This is a genomic window from Cellulomonas wangsupingiae (genome assembly GCF_024508275.1).
Lineage (GTDB): Bacteria > Actinomycetota > Actinomycetes > Actinomycetales > Cellulomonadaceae > Cellulomonas > Cellulomonas wangsupingiae.
Genome location: NZ_CP101989.1, coordinates 2,753,276 through 2,771,495 on the forward strand (window position 1 = coordinate 2,753,276; position 18,220 = coordinate 2,771,495).

An 18,220-nucleotide genomic window follows, 5' to 3' on the forward strand; every position below is an offset into this window, starting at 1 on the left:
CCCCCCGCGACAGGTCGATCCAGTCACTCCCTCACCCTCCCGTCCCGCCGCGCCGCGCCGCCGGTCCGCGGCGGCACCGGCTGTGGACGACGCGTCCGCTGTCGGCGCGGTTCGCTAGCGTGCGTCGGGTGACGGCGGCAGGGCGGGGACGGTCGGGGACGACCGGGGCGGCGGGCCCGCTGCGCGTGCACACGTCCGAGCGCGCGGACGTCCTGGTCGACGCGCTCGGCGACCTGCTGACGCACCTGCCCGCGGGGACCGACCCGTTCGCCCGCGAGGTCGTCGCGGTCCCGACGCGGGGCGTCGAGCGGTGGGTCGCGCAGCGGCTCTCGCACCGCCTGGGCGCCGGTCCCGACGGCGAGGCCGGCGTGAGCGCACGCATCGACTTCGACCCGCCCGCGCGGTTGGTGGCGCGGGCCGTCGCCGACGCCACGGGGACCTCGCGCGACGACGACCCGTGGGAGCCCGAGCGCCTGGTGTGGCACGTGCTGCGCGCGGTCGACGACGCCGTCGCCCAGGCAATGACGTGGGCCGGCCCCCTCGCCCGGCACCTGACCGACGAGCCGGGCGCCCGCGACGACGTGCGGGCCGGGCGTCGGCTGCGGCTCGCACGTCGCCTCGCCGGGGCGTTCGCGGCGTACGCCGCGCAGCGTCCGTCGCTGGTCGTCGCGTGGGCCGCGGGCCGCGACGACGACGGTGCGGGCGCGCCGTTGCCGGCCGACGTGGCCTGGCAGGCACCGCTGTGGCGCGCGGTCCGCGCCGCCGCCGCCACGCCGAGCCCCGCCGAGCTGCTCGCCGACGCCGTCGCAGCCCTGCGCACCGACCCGGACCGCGTCGACCTGCCCTCCCGCCTGTCCGTGCTCGGCCCGACCCGGCTGCCGCGCGCGCACGTCGACGTGCTGACCGCGCTGGCGGTCCACCGCGACGTGCACCTGTGGCTGCCGCACCCGTCGGCCGCCCTGTGGCAGCGGGCGCAGCGGCACGCCACGACGGACGCCGCCGGCGTCGCGCCCCGGCGGCGCGCCGTGCCCACGATCGCCGTCCACCCCCTGCTCGCCTCGGCGGCACGGGACGCGACCGAGCTCGGGCTGCGCCTCGCGGCCGTCGGCGCGGACGTGACGCACCACCCGGCGCCGGCGCCGGCGGCGACGGTGCTCGGTGCGCTGCAGGCGGCGCTGCGGGCGGACGAACGGCCGGCCGGCCGCACGGCCGTGGGCCCGGACGACCGCAGCATCCAGGTCCACGCGTGCCACGGCCGCGGCCGGCAGGTCGAGGTGCTGCGCGAGGCCGTGCTGGGCGTCCTGGCCGACGACCCCACGCTGCAGCCCCGCGACGTCGTCGTGCTGTGCCCCGACGTCGAGGCGTTCGCACCGCTGGTCGTGGCCGCGTTCGGCGGTGCGGCGACCCCCGGCGAGCCCGACGACGCGGGCGCACCCGGCGGCGCACGTCCCGCGGTGCACCCCGGCCGCACCCTGCGGGTACGCGTCGCGGACCGCGCCCCGGCCCGCACCAACCCGCTGCTGCGGGTGCTCGCCGAGCTGCTCGCGCTCGCCGGGTCGCGCGTCACCGCGTCGGGGGTCGTGGACCTCGCGGGGCTGCCCGCGGTGCGCCGGCGCTTCGGGTTCGACGACGCGGATCTCGAGCGCGTGCGCGGGTGGGCCCTCGAGTCCGGGGTGCGCTGGGGTGAGGACCAGGTGCGACGCGCCCGGTACGGCCTCGGCGCCGTCGCCCAGGGCACGTGGCGCACGGCGACGGACCGGCTGCTGCTCGGCGTCGCGATGGCGGAGGAGGACCACAGGTTCGTCGGCTCGGCGCTGCCGCTGGACGACGTGGACAGCACGGCCGTGGACCTCGCGGGCCGGTTCGCCGAGCTCGTCGAGCGGCTCACGGCCCTGCTCGACGAGCTCGAGGGCGTGCGACCCGCGTCCGCGTGGTTCGACGCCCTCGACCGCGCGCTCCTGCTGCTCACCGCCGCGGACCCCGCCGACGCGTGGCAGGAGGTCGGCGCCCGCGCCGTCCTGACGGAGGCGCGGACGTCCGCCGCGGGGGCCGACGTCCCGCTGCGCCTGCCCGACGTGGTCGCGCTGCTCGACCCGTACCTCGCGGGCCGCCCGACGCGCACCGGCTTCCGGACCGGCGCGCTCACGGTGTGCTCGCTGGAGCCGATGCGCGCCGTGCCGCACCGCGTGGTCTGCCTCCTCGGCCTGGACGACGGCGTGTTCCCGCGGGCCGGGGCACCCGACGGCGACGACGTCCTGGCACGCGACCCGCTGGTCGGCGAGCGCGACCGCCGGGCGGAGGACCGCCAGCTCTTCCTGGACGCGGTGACGGCCGCGGGCGACCACCTGCTGATCGTGCACAGCGGCGCGGACGAGCGCACCGGGGCGCCGCGCCCGCCCGCGGTGCCCGTGGGCGAGCTCCTGGACGCGGTCGACGAGGCCGTCGAGCTGCCCGGCGGGCGACCGGCCCGCGAGGCCCTCGTGGTGCACCACCCGCTGCAGACGGTCGACGAGCGCAACTTCGTCCCGGGTGCGCTGGGCCGCCCGGGGCCGTTCAGCTTCGACGACGTGGACCGCGCGGCGGCGGTCGTCGCCCGCAGCCCGCGACGGCCCCGTCCCCCGCTGCTGGGCGCGCCGCTCCCGCCGCTCGACGAGCCGGTCCTCGACCTCGACGACCTGGTGGCTGCGCTGGAGCACCCGGTCAAGGCGTTCGTCCGCCGCCGGCTCGGCGTGCTCGTGCCCGGTGAGGTCGAGGACCTGGACGACCGGCTGCCGCTGACGCTCGCGCCGCTGGACGGCTGGGCGACCGGTGACCGGCTCCTCGCGGCCGTGCTGGACGGGGTGGACCTCGACCGCGCCGCGGCCGCCGAGCGGCGCCGGGGCAAGGTGCCGCCCGGCAACCTGGGCGGTGCGGCGCTCGCCGACGTCGCCACGCGCGTGGCCGCGGTCGCCGCGGCGGCCGTGCCCGTCCTGGGGGCGCCGGCCACGACCGTCGACGTCACCGTGCCCCTGCCCGGCGGCCGCGTCCTGACCGGCACGGTGCCCGGCGTGCACGGCGACGTCCTGGTCCGCGCGGTGTACGCCCGGCTGGGGGCCAAGCACCGGCTCCGGGCCTGGGTCCGCCTGCTGGCGCTCGTCGCCGGCCCGGAAGCGCCCCCGGTCCGCGGAGCCGCGACCGTCGGGCGCGGCCCGGGGACGCGCGCGACGGCGGCCACGTCGTGGCTCACTCCCCCGTCCCCGGACGACGCGCGCCGCCTGCTCGCCGACCTGGTGGCCGTGCGGGACCGGGCGATGTGCGCGCCGCTGCCGCTGCCGGTCGCCGCCGCCGGCACGTACGCGCAGCGCCGCCACGGGCACGACGACCCGGCGGGCGCCCTGGCGGACGCCCAGCAGGTGCTGCGCGACCGCTTCGAGCACACCGACGAGTACCACGTGCTCGCCTGGGGCGACGGCTTCACCCTCACGGGCGTCGCGGGTGACCCGACGCCGGCCGACCGCGCCGCCTGGCCGGACGAGCCCACGCTCCTGGGCGCCCTGGCGCGCACGGTCTGGGACGCGCTGCTCACCCACGAGGGGCGGGGCCCGGCATGACCGCCACGACCGGTACCGACGTCTTCGACGTCTGCGGCCCCCTGCCCACGGGCACCACCGTGCTGGAGGCCAGCGCGGGCACGGGCAAGACCTTCACGATCGCGGCGCTCGCCGCCCGCTACGTCGCCGAGGGGCACGCGCGCCTGCCCGAGCTCCTGCTCGTGACGTTCGGGCGCATGGCCACCAGCGAGCTGCGGGACCGGGTCCGCGCCCGGCTCGTCACGACGGAGCGCGCGCTGCGCGACGCCGGCGCCCGGACCAGCGACGACCCGCTGGTGCGGCACCTCGCGGACGTCGACGACGCCGAGCTGGCCCGGCGCCGCGACCGGCTCACCGTCGCGCTGTCCGAGGTCGACGCGGCGACGATCACCACCACGCACGGCTTCTGCCAGCAGATGCTGCGCGCGCTGGGCACCACGACCGGCGGCGGCGTCGTCGAACCGGGAGCGACGCTCCTGCCGGACGTCGCGGACCTCGAGGCCGAGGTCGTCGACGACCTGTACCTCGCGGCGTACGCGGGCGCCGACGTGCCCGTGCTGACCGTCGCCGACGCACGCGAGGTCGCCCGGGCCGCCGTCAGCGACCACGCGGCCGCGCTCGCGCCCGACGACGCACCGGCGGGCACCGCCCCGGACCACCGCTACCGCCTGGCGGGAGCCGCCCGGCGCGAGATCGTGCGGCGGCGCCGCGCCGCGCACGTCGTCGACTACGACGACCTGCTGACCCTCCTGCACGCCGCGCTCACCGACCCGGCGACGGGCTCCGCAGCGGCCGAGCGCGTGCGCTCGCCGTACCGCGTCGTCATGGTCGACGAGTTCCAGGACACCGACCAGGTGCAGTGGCAGATCCTGCGCACCGCGTTCCACGGGCACCGCACGCTCGTGCTCATCGGGGACCCCAAGCAGGCGATCTACGCCTTCCGCGGCGCCGACGTGCACACGTACCTCGAGGCGCGGGAGGTCGCCTCCACGTCGACCCTGAGTCGGAACTGGCGGACGGACGGGCCCGTGCTCGACGGGCTCGCGCACCTCCTGGGCGGTGCCGCGCTGGGCGACCCGCGGATCGTCGTGCACCCCGTCGAGGCCGCGCACTCCCGCCGCCGGCTGGACGGGGGTCCGCCCGTGCTGGTGCGCCGCGTGACCCGCCGCGCGGTCGGTGCCGGCAGCGCGGCACCGCGCGTGGACACCGTGCGCTCGCTGGTCCACCGGGACGTGGCCGCGCAGGTGGTGCGGACGCTGGACGGCGCCCGGCTGCGCGACGGGGACGGGTGGCGCCCGGTGCTGCCCGGTGACGTGGCCGTGCTGGCGCGCCGGAACGCCGACGCGCTGGCGGTGCGCGAGGCGCTGGCGGCGGCGGGCGTGCCGGCCGTGGTCTCGGGGTTGTCGAGCGTCTTCTCGACGTCGGCGGCACGCGACTGGCTGGTGCTGCTCAGCGCGCTGGCGTCGACCGGCGACTCCGCGCGGGTCGCGGCGGCGGCGCTCACGCCGTTCGTCGGCTGGGACGCCGCGCGGCTCGCGGGTGCGGACGACGTCGAGCGCGAGGACCTCGCGGACCTGCTGCGCGGCTGGTCCCACGTGCTGGCCGGCCAGGGCGTCGCCGCCCTGCTGCAGGCGGCCGCCGCGGCGGGCCTGCACGAGCGGCTGGCCGCCCGGGTCGACGGCGAGCGCACGCTCACGGACGTGCGGCACGTCGGCGAGGTGCTGCACGCCGCGGCACGCGACGCGGGCCTCGGCGCGGCCGCCCTCACCGAGTGGCTGCGCGCGCGCATCGACCAGGCGGCGGGCGACTACGCCGAGGAGCGCAGCCGGCGCCTCGAGACGGACGCCGCGGCCGTGCAGGTGGTGACGGTGCACGCCGCGAAGGGCCTGGAGTTCCCGGTGGTCATGGTGCCGTTCGCCTGGGACCGCTTCGTGCCCCGCACCCCGACCGTGCTGCGGTACCACGACGAGGACGGCACGCGGCGGCTGCACGTCGGCGGCCCGGGCAGCGCGGGCTACGACGCCGCGCGCACGCGCCACCAGGCCGAGGAGTCCGGCGAGGACCTGCGCCTGGCGTACGTGGCGCTGACGCGGGCCGCCTCCCAGGTGGTGGTGTGGTGGGCGCCGAGCACCGTCTCGGCGTCCGGAGCGGTGGGGCGGCTGGCACTCGGTGCGCGCGACCCGCAAGGGCTGCCGCCGGACACCGTGCCCGTGCCGCGCGATGACCAGGCCGCCGCCGGGTTCGACGGGCTCGCGGTGCGGTCGGGCGGGACGGTGGTGCACGAGACCGTCGACGGGCCGCCGCCGGCGGTCCGGTGGGAGCCGGCACGCGGCGAGCCGGTCCCGCTCGAGGTCGCGCGCCTGCGCCGGGGCGTCGACACGACCTGGCGGCGCACCTCGTACTCCGGGCTGACGGCGGCCGCGCACGACGCGGGCCCCGCCGGACCGGGCGCCCCCGACCGCACCGGCGTCGCCGACGAGCCGGAGGACCCGGGGATCCAGGACGAGGCCGACGGCCCCGTGCCCGCGCCGCACGTGGGCTCCGGCGACGCCCCGGACCCGGAGGTCCTGGCCGTCGTCACCCCGGACCCCGCGGCCGTCGCGGCGCTGCGGTCGGTGCCCTCGCCGCTGGGCGGCCTGCCCGGCGGCACCGCGTTCGGCACGCTCGTGCACCACGTGCTGGAGCAGGTCGACACCGCGGCCGACGACCTGGCGGCCGAGCTGCGTGCCCGCTGCGCGCAGGCCGTGGGGCCCGGACGCGGGCTCGGCCTCGACCCGGACGCACTGGCCGACGCCCTGCTGCCCGCGCTGCACACCCCCGGCGGTCCCCTGCTCGGCAGCCGCACGCTCGCCCAGATCGCGCCGCGGGACCGGCTGGCCGAGCTGGACCTGGAGCTCCCGCTCGCGGGCGGGGACCTGGACCCGGCCGGCCGCCGCCCGGCGACGCTGCACGACGTCGCGGACCTGCTGCGCGCGCACCTGCCGCCGGACGACCCGTTCGCCGCCTACGCGCAGCGGCTCGACGCGCTGCACGCCGACGTGCGGACCCGGCCGGCCGCGCTGCGCGGGTACCTGACCGGCAGCATCGACGCCGTCCTGCGCGTGGACGTCGACGGGGACACCCGGTACGTCGTCGTCGACTACAAGACCAACCGCCTGGGCCCGCCCGACGAGCCGCTCACCGCGTGGCACTACCGGCCCGCCGCGATGCGCACGGCGATGCTCGACGCGCACTACCCGCTGCAGCTGCTGCTCTACACCGTCGCGCTGCACCGGTTCCTGCGGTGGCGGCTGCCGGGGTATGACCCGGACCGTCACCTGGGCGGCGGGGCGTACCTGTTCGTGCGCGGCATGTGCGGGCCGGACACGCCTGTGGTCGACGGCTCGCCGTGCGGTGTCGTGTCGTGGCGGCCACCCGCGGCGCTGGTCGTGGCGCTCTCCGCGCTCCTCGACGGCCGGGGGGCGTCCCGGTGAGCGCGACCGAGGCGTGGACGGGCACGACCCCGCCCGGGCTGCCCGGCGCGGACGTCGACCCCGGCGACCCGCGTCGGCCGTGGCGCGCAGGGCCCCTGCTCGCGACCTTCGCCGCCGCGGGCGTCCTGACGTCGGCCGACGTGCGCGTCGCCGAGCGGTTGGGGCTGCTCACCGGTGAGGCCGACCCGACGGTGCACCTGGCCGCGGCGCTGGCGGTGCGCGCGGTGCGGTCGGGCTCCGTGTGCGTGGACCTGGCCGACGCCCCGTCGCTCGCGGCCGAGGGCTCGCCGGAGGACCCCGACGCCCCGGCCCCGGACGTCGACCTCCCCTGGCCGGGGCTCGACCCGTGGACGGCGGCCGTGCGCCGCAGCCCGCTGGTCGCCGACGGCGTCGACGGGCCCGCCGACCGTCCCGTCCGGTGGGTCGACGGGCGCGTCTACCTCGACCGGTACTGGCGCGACGAGCAGGTCGTCCGCCGGGAGGTCGACGCGCGGCTCGTCGGGCTGCTCGACGTCGACGACGACGCCCTGCGCGCCGCCGTGCACGCACGGTTCGGCCGCCCGCAGGACGCCCGCCAGCGCCTCGCCGCGGCGACCGCGGCCCTGTCCCGGCTGACCGTCCTGACGGGCGGCCCGGGCACGGGCAAGACGACGACGGTCGCACGTCTGGTCGCTGTCCTGCGCGACGTCGCCGGACCCGGCCTGCGCGTCGCGCTCGCCGCGCCGACGGGCAAGGCCGCGGCGCGGCTGCAGGAGGCCGTGAACTCCGAGCTCGCCCGGTTGGCCGGTGGGACGGCCGACACGGCGGCCGTCACGCCGCTCGCGGCGTCGACGGTGCACCGCCTGCTGGGCTGGCGGCCGTCGGGCACGCGCTTCGCGCACGACCGCACGCACCGGCTGCCCCACGACGTGGTCGTGCTCGACGAGGCGTCGATGGTCTCCCTGCCGCTGCTCGCGCGCGTGCTCGACGCCCTGCGCCCGGACGCACGGCTGGTCCTCGTCGGCGACCCGGACCAGCTCGCGTCCGTCGAGGTCGGCGCGGTGCTGGGCGACCTCGTCACGCGGACGATGCGCCCCGGGCTCCTCCCCTCCCGGCTGGCGGCGGTGCTGCCGGACGACGTGCCGCGGTCGGCCTCGCCGAGCGGGGAGGCTGCCCAGCGCCGCCAGGGCGACGGCGCCCCCGACGACGACGCACGCGACGCAGCCGCCCTGCACGGCGGCGTGGTCCGGCTCGTCGTTCCCCACCGCTTCGGCCACGACCTCGGTGCGCTGGCCGACGCGGTGCGTCGTGGCGACGCCGACACGACGCTCGAGCTGCTGCGGGCCGGCGGTGCGCACGCGTCGCTCGTCGAGCCCGCGGGTGGCACGCCCACCGACGACGAGGTGCCCGGGCTGCAGGTCGACGTCGGGGCGACAGGCGCGCGCATCCGGGCGTCCGCGCTCACCGGTGACGCCGCGGGCGCGCTCGAGGCGCTCGGCACCCACCGGCTGCTGCTGGCGCACCGCCGTGGGCCGGCCGGTGTGGCCCGGTGGGCCGCGCTCGCGCAGCGCTGGGTCGAGGACGCGACGGGCGACCGCGCGCACGGCCCATGGCCCGTGGGCCGTCCGCTGCTGGTCACCACGAACGACCGGACGACCGGGCTGTCCAACGGCGACACCGGCGTGGTCGTCGCCGACGGGGCCGGCGGCGTGGTCGCGGCGTTCGGGGACCCGCACGCGCCGCGGCTCGTGCGGCCTCACCGCCTGCCCGCGGTCGAGACCGTGCACGCCATGACCGTGCACCGCGCGCAGGGCAGCCAGTTCACGTACGTCACCGTCGTCCTGCCACCCGCGTCGTCACCGCTGCTGACCCGCGAGCTGCTCTACACCGCGATCACGCGGGCACGCGAGAACGTGCGCGTCGTCGGCTCGGCCGACGCCGTGCGGGCCGCGGTCGAGCGCCCGGTCCGCCGCGCGAGCGGCCTGCGCTTCCCGCGGTAGCGGCAGCGGGCCCGCGGCAGCATCGCTCACGCACCCATCGAGAGCGCGCGCATGGCGCGACCATCGAAGGACGGACGTGTGGGCAGCGCACCCAGCCTCCTTCCCAGCTCGCCACGTAGCGCGGCCGACTCCTCCATCACCATGATCCGCATCACGACGGAGGAGTGCCGACCACGCAGCTCCACGAGGTCGTCGCCACGCGGCACCCAGACGTAGTCGAGCCCGCTGATGTCGCAGACGGGCATCGCTGTCACGTGACGCCGAGTCTGCTCCACGAGGCGGTCGCCATCGATCCAGTGCCGCCTGACCGGACAGCATGCGACGTACACGACGGCGCCGATGACGCACGCGCCGACGGACGCCGGCCGCAACGGCCCAGCGAACGTGAGCACGCACAGCGGGACTCCCACCAGGAGGCCGATTGCTGCGAGGGCGGCAGCGTTGACGCGGCCTTGCTCCTCGCTGATGAACTCCCGTCCCTGTGCGGGCACCATCCACTCCTCACGTGGGTCCTCGAACCCTCGAACCCTGCCGCACCTTCCCCTGCCCTGGCCAGAGGCCCGAGACCGTCATGCCGACGATGCCGCGCTTCCGAAGGCGGGCGCGCGACAGGCCCGGACCCGGGCGGCTCTCGCCTGCCCCGGGCCCGGGCCCCTCGCCTCAGCAGCAGCTCTCGTGCGCCACGCGCTCGCGCGCGTCGTCGCGTGCCCGCCACCACTGGGCGCGGGTCAGCGGCGGGTGGTCGCCGTGGTGGGTGGCGTGCGCGGCGACGTACCGGTCGTACGCCGCCTCACCCGTCATCTCCCGCACGTACCACCGCACGGCACGGAGCACCTTCCTCATCTCAGTGCGACCCTCCAGCCAGCAGCTTCGGATCGCCGACCACCGCGTACTCGGCCTCGACCTTGCGCTCGAGCGGGCTCGGCACCAGCAGCCCGGACGGCGCGTAGAAGTGCGACGGCTCGTCGGGGTCCTCGCTCGTGCCGACCTCGTCCCCGCGTCCCGCGCCGGCCTTCAGCGCCTTGACGACCGCCACGACGGCCGTCGCCATGAGCAGCCCGACGAGCACGACGAACAGGATCGACAGCGTGCCCTGGATGGCGGTGTTGCGCACGGTGGCCTCGGCGTTCGCGAGGGCGTCACCCTCGAGCCCGCCGGCCGCGATCTTGTCCTTGGTCGCGTTGTGCAGCGCCCAGTAGCCGATCGCCAGGTCGCTGGAGAAGATCTTCTGGTACGACGCCGTGAACGTGGTCGCGGTGTCGAACGCGAGCGGCACCAACGGGATCCAGGCCCACTTCACGAAGCCCTTCTTCACGACCATCACCGTGACGATCGTCAGCGCGCTCGCAGCGATGAGCTGGTTGGCGATGCCGAACAGCGGGAACAGCGTGCGGATCCCGCCGTTGGGGTCGGTGACGCCCATGAGCAGCAGCGAGCCCCACGAGGCCACGACGACGCCCGTCGTGAGCCACGACCCCAGGCGCCAGCCCGGGTCCCGGAACTTCGGCAGCAGGTTGCCGATGGCGTCACCCAGCTGGAACCGCGCGACGCGGGTCACCGCGTCCACGGCGGACAGGATGAACAACGCCTCGAACATGATGGCGAAGTGGTACCAGAACGACATCATCGCTTTTCCGCCGACGACGTTGTGCATGATGTTCGCCATGCCGACCGCGAGCGTCGGTGCGCCGCCCGTGCGGGACACGATCGACGGCTCGCCGACGTCCTTGGCGACCTGCTCGAGGGCAGCGGCGCCCGTGAGCGTCACCTCCTCACCGTCGACGACGGAGTCCCACGTGACCTCCGGCTGGTTGCCGGCCGGGTCCGAGACGCCGAGGTTCGCGATGGCGGCCGCGGCGTTCTCCTCGGGCGTGCCGTCGGCCGAGTACTGCTCGCCGGCCGTCTGCTCGATCGACGCCGGGGACATGTTCATCGAGAAGTAGATGCCCTGGTTGAGGGAGACCGCGGCGGCCAGCGCCATGATGGCGACGAACGACTCCATGAGCATGCCGCCGTACCCGATCATGCGGACCTGCGACTCCTTCTGGACCATCTTGGGGGTGGTCCCGGAGGAGACCATCGCGTGCATGCCGGACAGGGCGCCGCAGGCGATGGTGATGAACAGGAACGGGAAGAGCGCCCCGGCGAACACCGGGCCCTCCGAGTTGAACGCGAACTCGGTGACGTCGGGCATCTGCGCGATGGGCCGCACGACGATGATCCCGACGGCGAGCAGGAGGATCGTCCCGACCTTCATGAACGTCGACAGGTAGTCGCGCGGCGTGAGCAGCAGCCACACGGGCAGCACGGCGGCGAAGAACCCGTAGATGACCATGCACACGACGAGCGTCGTCGGGGTGAGGTGGAAGAAGTCACCCCACGAGGACTCGGCGACGTAGCGTCCGCCGATGATCGCCGCCAGCAGCGCGACGAACCCGATGATCGACACCTCGGTGACGCGGCCGGGGCGCAGGTACCGCAGGTACAGGCCCATGAGCAGCGCGATCGGGATGGTGCAGCCGACCGAGAAGACGCCCCACGGGGACTCGGCCAGGGCGTTGACGCAGACCAGCGCGAGCACGGCCAGGACGATCATCAGCATGACGAACACGACGATGATGGCGACCGTGCCGCCGAACCGCCCGATCTCGTCGCGCGCCATCTGGCCCAGCGACCGACCGCCCCGACGCATCGAGTAGAAGAGCACCAGCATGTCCTGGACCGCGCCGGCGACGACGACGCCGAGGATGATCCACAGCGTGCCGGGCAGGTAGCCCATCTGCGCCGCGAGCACGGGCCCGACGAGCGGTCCCGCACCGGCGATGGCGGCGAAGTGGTGCCCGTAGAGCACGCGCCGGTCGGTGGGGTCGAAGTCCCGGCCGTTGTTGATGCGCTCGGCGGGGGTCGCCCGCCGGTCGTCGGGCCGCATGATGCGCCGCTGGATGTACAGCGCGTAGAACCGGTACGCGATCGCGTACGTCGACACCGCGGTGACGACGAACCAGATCGTGTTGACCTCCTCGCCGCGCACGACGGCGAGCATCATCCAGCCGAACGCCCCGAGCAGCGAGATGCCCACCCAGAGCGCCACCTTCATCGGCGTCCAGCGCGGCTTCTCGACGACGCCGACGGGTACCCCGGCGTCGTCACGGAGGATCTCCGCCTGTTCCTCAGGCGTGTATTCGGGCACGCGCGGTTCTTGCGTGGTCGTCATGTCAACTCCGTCGGTGACAGTGAGGCGGCCATCGTCGCCCGCCCGACGGCCCTGAGCAGCACCATCGTGGACGTCGCCCGAGGATTGCGCACGGGACTCACGTCACTCGCGCCGCACCAGGTTTCGTGCCTGCGGACCGGCGGGTCGACCCGGTGCCGCGTATGCGCAGGTCTGCCGCCCTGAGGCACCGCTCACGGCTGGTCAGCGACCCCGCGAGGGGCGGTCGGAGTGCGGATCGGCGACGCCTCCCGGTGCGGTGTGCACATCGTCCCGGCCGGGGCCGTCGTCGACCGACGACGAACCCGTAGCCGGTCATTCCGCGAGCCTCCACAGCACGAGCAGTCCCAGGAAGACGACGAGCGACACCGAGCGCAGAGCTGACGGGTTCGCCCACGCCTCCAGCACGGTGCGGTCGGCGGTGCGCTGCCTCACGTCGACGAGCGTCAGCACCACCATGACCACGCCGGCGGCGATCACCACGAGCTCCACGCGTCGAGCCACCTCCTCGTCACACAGCCCCGCGACCCGTCACAGGAGGCCCGCACGCCGCAGCGCTCTCGCCGACCCCGGGTCGTTCAGGGCTGCCGCGGGACTGCCCATCCGGACCGCCGCCGCGAGCTGAGCCCGGAACTCGCGGGTTCCCCAGACCACCGGGACCTCGAGGGCACGGCCATCGCTCCACTCGAGGTCGATCACGGACCCGTAGAACGGGATCCAGTGGAACGTCGCACCGATGAGGTCGGACATCTCGAAGACCTCGGGCCCGCGCCCCTCCTCACGCGTGAGGGTCGCACCGGAGATCTCGATGACGAGGTGCTCAGAACGCAGCCACACTGCGATGACACCGACGGCGACGGTGCCGCCGACGGCCGACACGTACAGCCATGGCGGCTCGAGGAACGCCCACGACGCCAACCAGCAGAAGGCCACCATGAAGGCGTACGCGGGCCACCCGAGGGAGCCCGAGTCGACGGTTCGATAACGAGCCCCACGGAGTGTCATCGCCGCCTCACCGGAGTCCGACCCCCGTCGTCCCCGAGGACGGTTCGGGACAGTCGATCGGCCCTTCCGCCTCCAGGAGCTGACGCTCGGTCATGACCACGCCGTCCACGATGTACGCGCCGTCGTCGAGCCCTTCCAGGGCACGGACGTCGTTCTCGTCCGCGACCCCGCCGTACCACCCGCCGTCCGTGACGACATCGACGCTGAAGGGTGTCGTCCAGTCCGGTGCCGGGCCGCTCGAGCTCTCCCGGGAGGCGGGGTCGAGGACGATACGAGGCGCGCGTCCCGCGGACGTACCACTCGTGCTCGGGGCGACGTACCCGCTCGCGGTCCACCAGCGGGACTCGTCGAGGGCTGACGCGCCGTCGTCCGGCGCGAAGGCCACCGACTCGACCTCGACGTGCGACGAGCCCGGAGGTCCTGCGGGCGCGCGTCATGAACGGGACCGTGCGCGGCGGGCGTCGGCCAGGGCTCGCAGGAGCACCAGCGCGGACTCGGGCACGACGTCCCGACACGGCGAGCGAGGCGACGCTCACGACCTCATCACGGCCTCGTGGAGCAGCTCGGCGCGCTCACGCACGCGGGACGGCGTGTCCGCCGTGAACCGGAGCTCGACGGGCAGGCGACGACCCACGACCTCGAGCGACACCATCGACACGAACCGCGAGTCGCTGAACCGGTTGGCGAAGCCGGAGTACGCGACGACGCGGACGTCGAGGATCTTCTCGCGGTCGATGCCGGAGGTCCGGAGCCACGAACGGACGAGGAGTCGGTCGGTGCGGGGGTAGCAGCCGACGACTGCCGCGCGGAGCGCGATGGCGACGGACGCCGCGAGCAGGCAGAGCGCAAACGGCTCCGTGAGCGTTCCGGCACCCAGGATCGCCATCACCAGGAGCAGCTCCAGCAGTCCGACGAACGCGGCGGCGGCTCGTCCGAGCGCGACTGGACGGCACATGCACGTCACCTCCACCGCTCGCGGATCCCGTCGCCGGCCGCCACCTCGCCGTCGCTGCGTGGATGCTATCGGCGCAGTTGCCGGTTGCGTCCCGTCTCACCCGATCTCGGGACCGGCGACCCCGCGCACGGCGTCGCGACGTCGACGCCACGGGCTCGTCATGGCACGATGTAAGCGTTTTCCCCGCCGACGACCGCAAGGAACCCCGTGTCCCTCGCCTCCCCCGGACGCTCCGGCGCCGCCACGTCCACGCCGCCGCGCACCGCCCTGCTGCTCGCTCCCGGCGACGACGTCGCGGTGACCGTCGTGGACGTCCTCGCGGGCACCTCCGTGGCGCTGGGCGACACCGTCGTCACGGCCTCGAGCGACGTCCCGCGCGGCCACAAGCTCGCGGTCCGCCCCCTTCCCGCCGGCGCCCAGGTGCACAAGTACGGCCAGGTCATCGGTCGCACGACCACCGACGTCGCGGTCGGCGCCCATGTCCACGCCCACAACCTCGGCATGGACTCCGTGGCCCACGCGTACGAGTTCGGCACGGCGCGCGTCACGATCCCGCCGGCTACCACGACGCGCACGTTCGAGGGCTTCCGGCGCGCCGACGGCCGCGTCGGCACGCGCAGCTACGTCGGCATCGTGACGTCCGTGAACTGCTCGGCCTCCACCGCCCGCATGATCGCCGACCAGTTCCGCGGCCCGGTGATGGACGCGTGGCCGCACGTCGACGGCGTCGTCGCCCTGACGCACGACTCGGGGTGCGGGCTGGTGCCCGAGTCCGAGGGCGGGCAGGTGCTGCGTCGCACGCTGCGCGGGTACGCCGCGCACCCCAACGTGCAGGGCCTGCTGGTGCTCGGCCTGGGCTGCGAGATGCTCGCCGTCCAAGGGCTGCTCGCGGACCTGCCCGCGTCGCCCGACACGCTCGTCGAGCACCTGACCATCCAGGACACCGGCGGCATCCGCGCGACGGTCCGCGCGGGCGTCGACGTCGTGCGCACCATGCTCGACGACCTCGAGACCCGCCGCCGCGTGACCGTGCCGGCCTCCGAGCTCGTCCTCGGCCTCAACTGCGGCGGCTCCGACGGGTACTCCGGCATCACCGCCAACCCCGCGCTCGGCCGCGCGTCGGACCTGCTCGTGGCCCAGGGCGGCACGAGCGTGCTGGCCGAGACGCCCGAGGTCTTCGGTGCCGAGCACCTGCTGACGCGCCGCGCCGTGAGCGAGGCCGTGGGCCGCCGCCTGCTCGACCGCATCGACTGGTGGCAGGACTACGTGCGTCGCGGCGGCGGCACCCTCGACAACAACCCGTCACCCGGCAACAAGGCCGGCGGCCTGACGACCATCCTCGAGAAGTCCCTCGGCGCGGTGGCCAAGGGCGGCACCGCCGAGCTGACGGCGGTGTACGAGTACGCCGAGCCGGTCGTCGACCGCGGCTTCACGTTCATGGACACCCCCGGCTACGACCCCGTCTCGGTCACCGGCATCGTGGCGGGCGGCGCGACGGTCGTCGTCTTCACGACGGGCCGCGGCTCCGTGCTCGGCGCCAAGCCCGCGCCGTGCGTCAAGGTGGCGACCAGCACCGAGATGTACGAGCGGATGCGCGAGGACATGGACCTCGACGCCGGCCGCATCGTCACCGGGACGGCGACGATCGACGAGGTGGGCCACGAGATCCTCGAGCTCGTGCTCGACGTCGCCTCCGGGCGTGCCACGGTCAGCGAGGAGCTGGACCTGGGCCGCGACGAGTTCGTCCCCTGGCAGCTCGGCGCGGTGACCTGAGGTCGCGCCTGGCCCTCACGACGCCGCCTCGACCCCCGTCCGGCGCCGGGCGCGCCCCGGCGGCCCTCCCGTCTCCCGCGTGAACGCCCGGCTGAACGCGGCGGCGGACTCGTACCCCGCGGCCGCGGCCGCCTGCGCGACGCCGTCACCGCGCGCGAGCCGGTCGGCGGCGACGTGCATGCGCCACGTCGCGACGTAGCGCATCGCCGGCACGCCCACGACCTGCGTGAACCGGGCGGCGAACGCCGAGCGCGACATCGCAGCCTCGCGGGCGAGCCCCGCGACGGTCCACGGCCGTGCGGGGTCCCGGTGCACCGCCGCGAGCGCCGCGCCGACGTACGGGTCGCGCAACCCGCCGATCCAGCCCGTGACCGGCTCCTGCGCGTCGAGCCAGGCGCGCACCGCCTGGATGACCAGGACGTCCGCCAGCCGCGTGAGGACCGCCTCCCCGCCCGGGCGCACGTGCTCGAGCTCGGCTGCCATGAGCCCGAGCGTGCGTCCGACCCACGTCCCGGACGACGCCGGGACGTGCACGACCGCCGGCAGCAGCTCCAGCAGCGGCCGCGCGGCGGGCCCGTCCACGCTCAGGACCCCGCACACCAGCGTCGTGCGCGGGCCGTCGCCGTCGTGCCGCAGCACGGAGTAGCTCTCGGTGACGTACTCCTGCGGGAGCAGGTCGACGCGACCCAGCGACGGTGCGGCCAGGTCGCCGGCGAGCACGTGGCCGCGCCCGTGCGGCACGAGCGCGAGATCACCGCTGCGCAGCCGCACGGGCTCGGCCCCCGGGACCGCGACCCACGACTCGCCCTGCGTCACGACGTGGAACGACAGGCAGTCGCCGAAGGCGGGCATGTCCACCGCCCACGGCCCCGCGGCCTCCGTGCGGCAGTAGAAGACGCCCGCGACGCGCAGCCGGTGCAGCGCTTCCCCCACCGGGTCGGGCGCGGCGCGCGGCGGGACGACGGGTCCGCCCACGGGACCTCCCGGTGCTGGACGATCGAGCATGCTTCGACGACGCACGAGCATAGACCGTCCACGCCAGCGCTGGTGTGCTGGACCCAGCGGCGGTCGCACGGACCGCCGGCGGACCTCGGAGGCCACCATGCAGGTACTCGTCGTCGGAGCCACCGGAGGGTCGGGCCGCGCGGCCGTCGCCGCGCTCACCGCCCGCGGTCACACCGTCACCGCGCTGTCGCGCCACGCGTCGGCGCTCACCGGGCCGCTGGTGCGCGGCGTCGACGGCGACGTGACCGACGCCGTCACGGTCGACGCCGTCATGGCCGGGCAGGACGCGGTGGTCGTCACTCTCGGCATCAGCGAGAACCCGGTGCGGGTGCGGCTGCGCGGGCCGTCCACCACGCCCGCCGACGTGCGCTCGCGGGGCACCCGGCACGTCGTGGACGCGATGGCGCGGCACGGGGTGCGCCGCCTCGTCGTGCAGACGTCGTACGGCGTGGGCGCGACGCGTCCGCTGCTGCCGTTCACGATGCGGGCGATGTTCGCGCTGCTGCTCGCCCCGCAGATCGCGGACACCGAGCGGCAGGCGAGGATCGTGCACCGCAGCGGCCTGGACTGGGTCGAGGTGCAGCCGGTCAACCTCGTCGACGCGGACCTGCCGGGAGCGGCGTTCGCGTCGGTCACCGGTGCGCAGCGGAGCATGAAGGTCTCGCGCACCCAGGTCGGCCGGTTCCTCGCCGACGCGGTCGAGCCGGGCGCACAGGTCGCGGCCACGGTCGCGCTGTCGCACGACCCGGCGTCCGCCCCGGCCTCCGTCGCCCGGTGACACCGCTCCGGAATTCTCAACTACGGTGTCCTCGTTGAGAACGGCGACGGTGCGGACGGTGAGAGGTGCAGGCGATGATCGGTCAGCGGGTCACCCGCCAGCGGGTGGCGATCGCGGAGCTGCTCGAGGACGTCGACGAGTTCCGCAGCGCGCAGCAGATCCACCAGATGCTCCAGCAGCGCGGGCAGGAGATCGGGCTCGCCACGGTGTACCGCACGCTCAACGCGATGGCCGAGCAGGGCGACCTCGAGGTGCTCCTGCAGCCCACCGGCGAGCACACCTACCTGCGGTGCGAGCCGCGCAGCGAGCACCACCACCACCTCGTGTGCCGCGTCTGCGGGCGCACCGTCGACGTCGCGGCCCCCGAGCTCGAGCGCATCGTCGAGGCCCTGGCGTCCAGCCACGACTTCGCCGACGTCGAGCACAGCATCGACTTCGTGGGCACCTGCCGCGACTGCGCCCGCGCCTGACG

The 18,220-nt window shown here is 75.6% G+C and carries 14 protein-coding genes; 6 read left to right on the forward strand and 8 right to left on the reverse strand.

The window, feature by feature from the left end:
• Positions 1-128 precede the first annotated feature (128 nt).
• The 3 genes from recC to recD are packed head-to-tail and all read left to right on the forward strand — an operon-like array spanning position 129 to position 9,021.
• Entirely contained in the window at positions 129-3,590 is a 3,462-nt protein-coding gene (gene recC / locus NP075_RS12735; RefSeq protein WP_256791061.1) for an exodeoxyribonuclease V subunit gamma, read from the forward strand.
• A complete protein-coding gene (locus NP075_RS12740; RefSeq protein WP_227565547.1) occupies positions 3,587-7,042 on the forward strand; it encodes a UvrD-helicase domain-containing protein in 3,456 nt (1,151 codons plus the stop codon). The genes recC and NP075_RS12740 overlap by 4 nt, the downstream gene beginning before the upstream one ends.
• On the forward strand, positions 7,039-9,021 hold the full coding sequence (gene recD / locus NP075_RS12745) for an exodeoxyribonuclease V subunit alpha (RefSeq protein WP_308054149.1): 1,983 nt from the start codon (positions 7,039-7,041) through the stop codon (positions 9,019-9,021). Before NP075_RS12740 ends, recD begins: the two co-directional genes overlap by 4 nt.
• 26 nt (positions 9,022-9,047) lie before the next feature.
• Here the strand turns inward: recD and NP075_RS12750 are convergent, their stop codons facing one another.
• From NP075_RS12750 to NP075_RS12780, 7 genes are all read right to left on the reverse strand, one after another.
• Complete coding sequence (locus tag NP075_RS12750; RefSeq protein WP_227565548.1) at positions 9,048-9,515, reverse strand: hypothetical protein; 468 nt, start codon at positions 9,513-9,515, stop codon at positions 9,048-9,050.
• A 166-nt stretch (positions 9,516-9,681) separates the two neighbouring features.
• On the reverse strand, positions 9,682-9,864 hold the full coding sequence (locus NP075_RS12755) for a YbdD/YjiX family protein (RefSeq protein ID WP_207338870.1): 183 nt from the start codon (positions 9,862-9,864) through the stop codon (positions 9,682-9,684).
• Position 9,865: 1 nt separating this feature from the next.
• A complete protein-coding gene (locus tag NP075_RS12760; RefSeq protein ID WP_227565549.1) occupies positions 9,866-12,235 on the reverse strand; it encodes a carbon starvation CstA family protein in 2,370 nt (789 codons plus the stop codon).
• A 312-nt stretch (positions 12,236-12,547) separates the two neighbouring features.
• A complete protein-coding gene (locus NP075_RS12765; RefSeq protein WP_227565550.1) occupies positions 12,548-12,724 on the reverse strand; it encodes a hypothetical protein in 177 nt (58 codons plus the stop codon).
• Positions 12,725-12,763: 39 nt separating this feature from the next.
• Complete coding sequence (locus NP075_RS12770; RefSeq protein WP_256791064.1) at positions 12,764-13,165, reverse strand: hypothetical protein; 402 nt, start codon at positions 13,163-13,165, stop codon at positions 12,764-12,766.
• A gap of 79 nt (positions 13,166-13,244) precedes the next feature.
• Entirely contained in the window at positions 13,245-13,622 is a 378-nt protein-coding gene (locus NP075_RS12775; protein WP_227565552.1) for a hypothetical protein, read from the reverse strand.
• A 147-nt stretch (positions 13,623-13,769) separates the two neighbouring features.
• The gene (locus NP075_RS12780) at positions 13,770-14,192 is read right to left on the reverse strand and encodes a hypothetical protein (protein WP_227565553.1); all 423 of its coding nucleotides are present in this window, start codon (positions 14,190-14,192) and stop codon (positions 13,770-13,772) included.
• Positions 14,193-14,399: 207 nt separating this feature from the next.
• Here NP075_RS12780 and NP075_RS12785 point away from each other — a divergent pair, with 207 nt between their 5' ends.
• On the forward strand, positions 14,400-15,965 hold the full coding sequence (locus tag NP075_RS12785) for a UxaA family hydrolase (protein WP_227565554.1): 1,566 nt from the start codon (positions 14,400-14,402) through the stop codon (positions 15,963-15,965).
• 15 nt (positions 15,966-15,980) lie between these two features.
• On the opposite strand, the gene NP075_RS12790 is transcribed toward NP075_RS12785, so the two are convergent.
• Positions 15,981-16,940, reverse strand: a complete 960-nt coding sequence (locus NP075_RS12790; RefSeq protein WP_227565555.1) for an AraC family transcriptional regulator — start codon at positions 16,938-16,940, stop codon at positions 15,981-15,983.
• Between the two features lie 127 nt (positions 16,941-17,067).
• Between NP075_RS12790 and NP075_RS12795 the strand changes: the two genes are divergently transcribed.
• On the forward strand, positions 17,068-17,748 hold the full coding sequence (locus NP075_RS12795; RefSeq protein WP_227565556.1) for an NAD(P)-dependent oxidoreductase: 681 nt from the start codon (positions 17,068-17,070) through the stop codon (positions 17,746-17,748).
• Between the two features lie 74 nt (positions 17,749-17,822).
• Entirely contained in the window at positions 17,823-18,218 is a 396-nt protein-coding gene (locus NP075_RS12800) for a Fur family transcriptional regulator (RefSeq protein WP_227565557.1), read from the forward strand.
• Positions 18,219-18,220 lie beyond the last annotated feature (2 nt).

What these genes read in the sequence shown, in the direction of transcription:
- NP075_RS12740 (WP_227565547.1), top strand. Translation starts at nt 3,587, where the DNA reads ATGACCGCCACGACCGGTACCGACGTCTTCGACGTCTGCGGCCCCCTG.
- NP075_RS12750 (WP_227565548.1), bottom strand. Translation starts at nt 9,515, where the DNA reads ATGGTGCCCGCACAGGGACGGGAGTTCATCAGCGAGGAGCAAGGCCGC.
- NP075_RS12755 (WP_207338870.1), bottom strand. Translation starts at nt 9,864, where the DNA reads ATGAGGAAGGTGCTCCGTGCCGTGCGGTGGTACGTGCGGGAGATGACG.
- NP075_RS12760 (WP_227565549.1), bottom strand. Translation starts at nt 12,235, where the DNA reads ATGACGACCACGCAAGAACCGCGCGTGCCCGAATACACGCCTGAGGAA.
- NP075_RS12780 (WP_227565553.1), bottom strand. Translation starts at nt 14,192, where the DNA reads ATGTGCCGTCCAGTCGCGCTCGGACGAGCCGCCGCCGCGTTCGTCGGA.
- NP075_RS12795 (WP_227565556.1), top strand. Translation starts at nt 17,068, where the DNA reads ATGCAGGTACTCGTCGTCGGAGCCACCGGAGGGTCGGGCCGCGCGGCC.
- NP075_RS12800 (WP_227565557.1), top strand. Translation starts at nt 17,823, where the DNA reads ATGATCGGTCAGCGGGTCACCCGCCAGCGGGTGGCGATCGCGGAGCTG.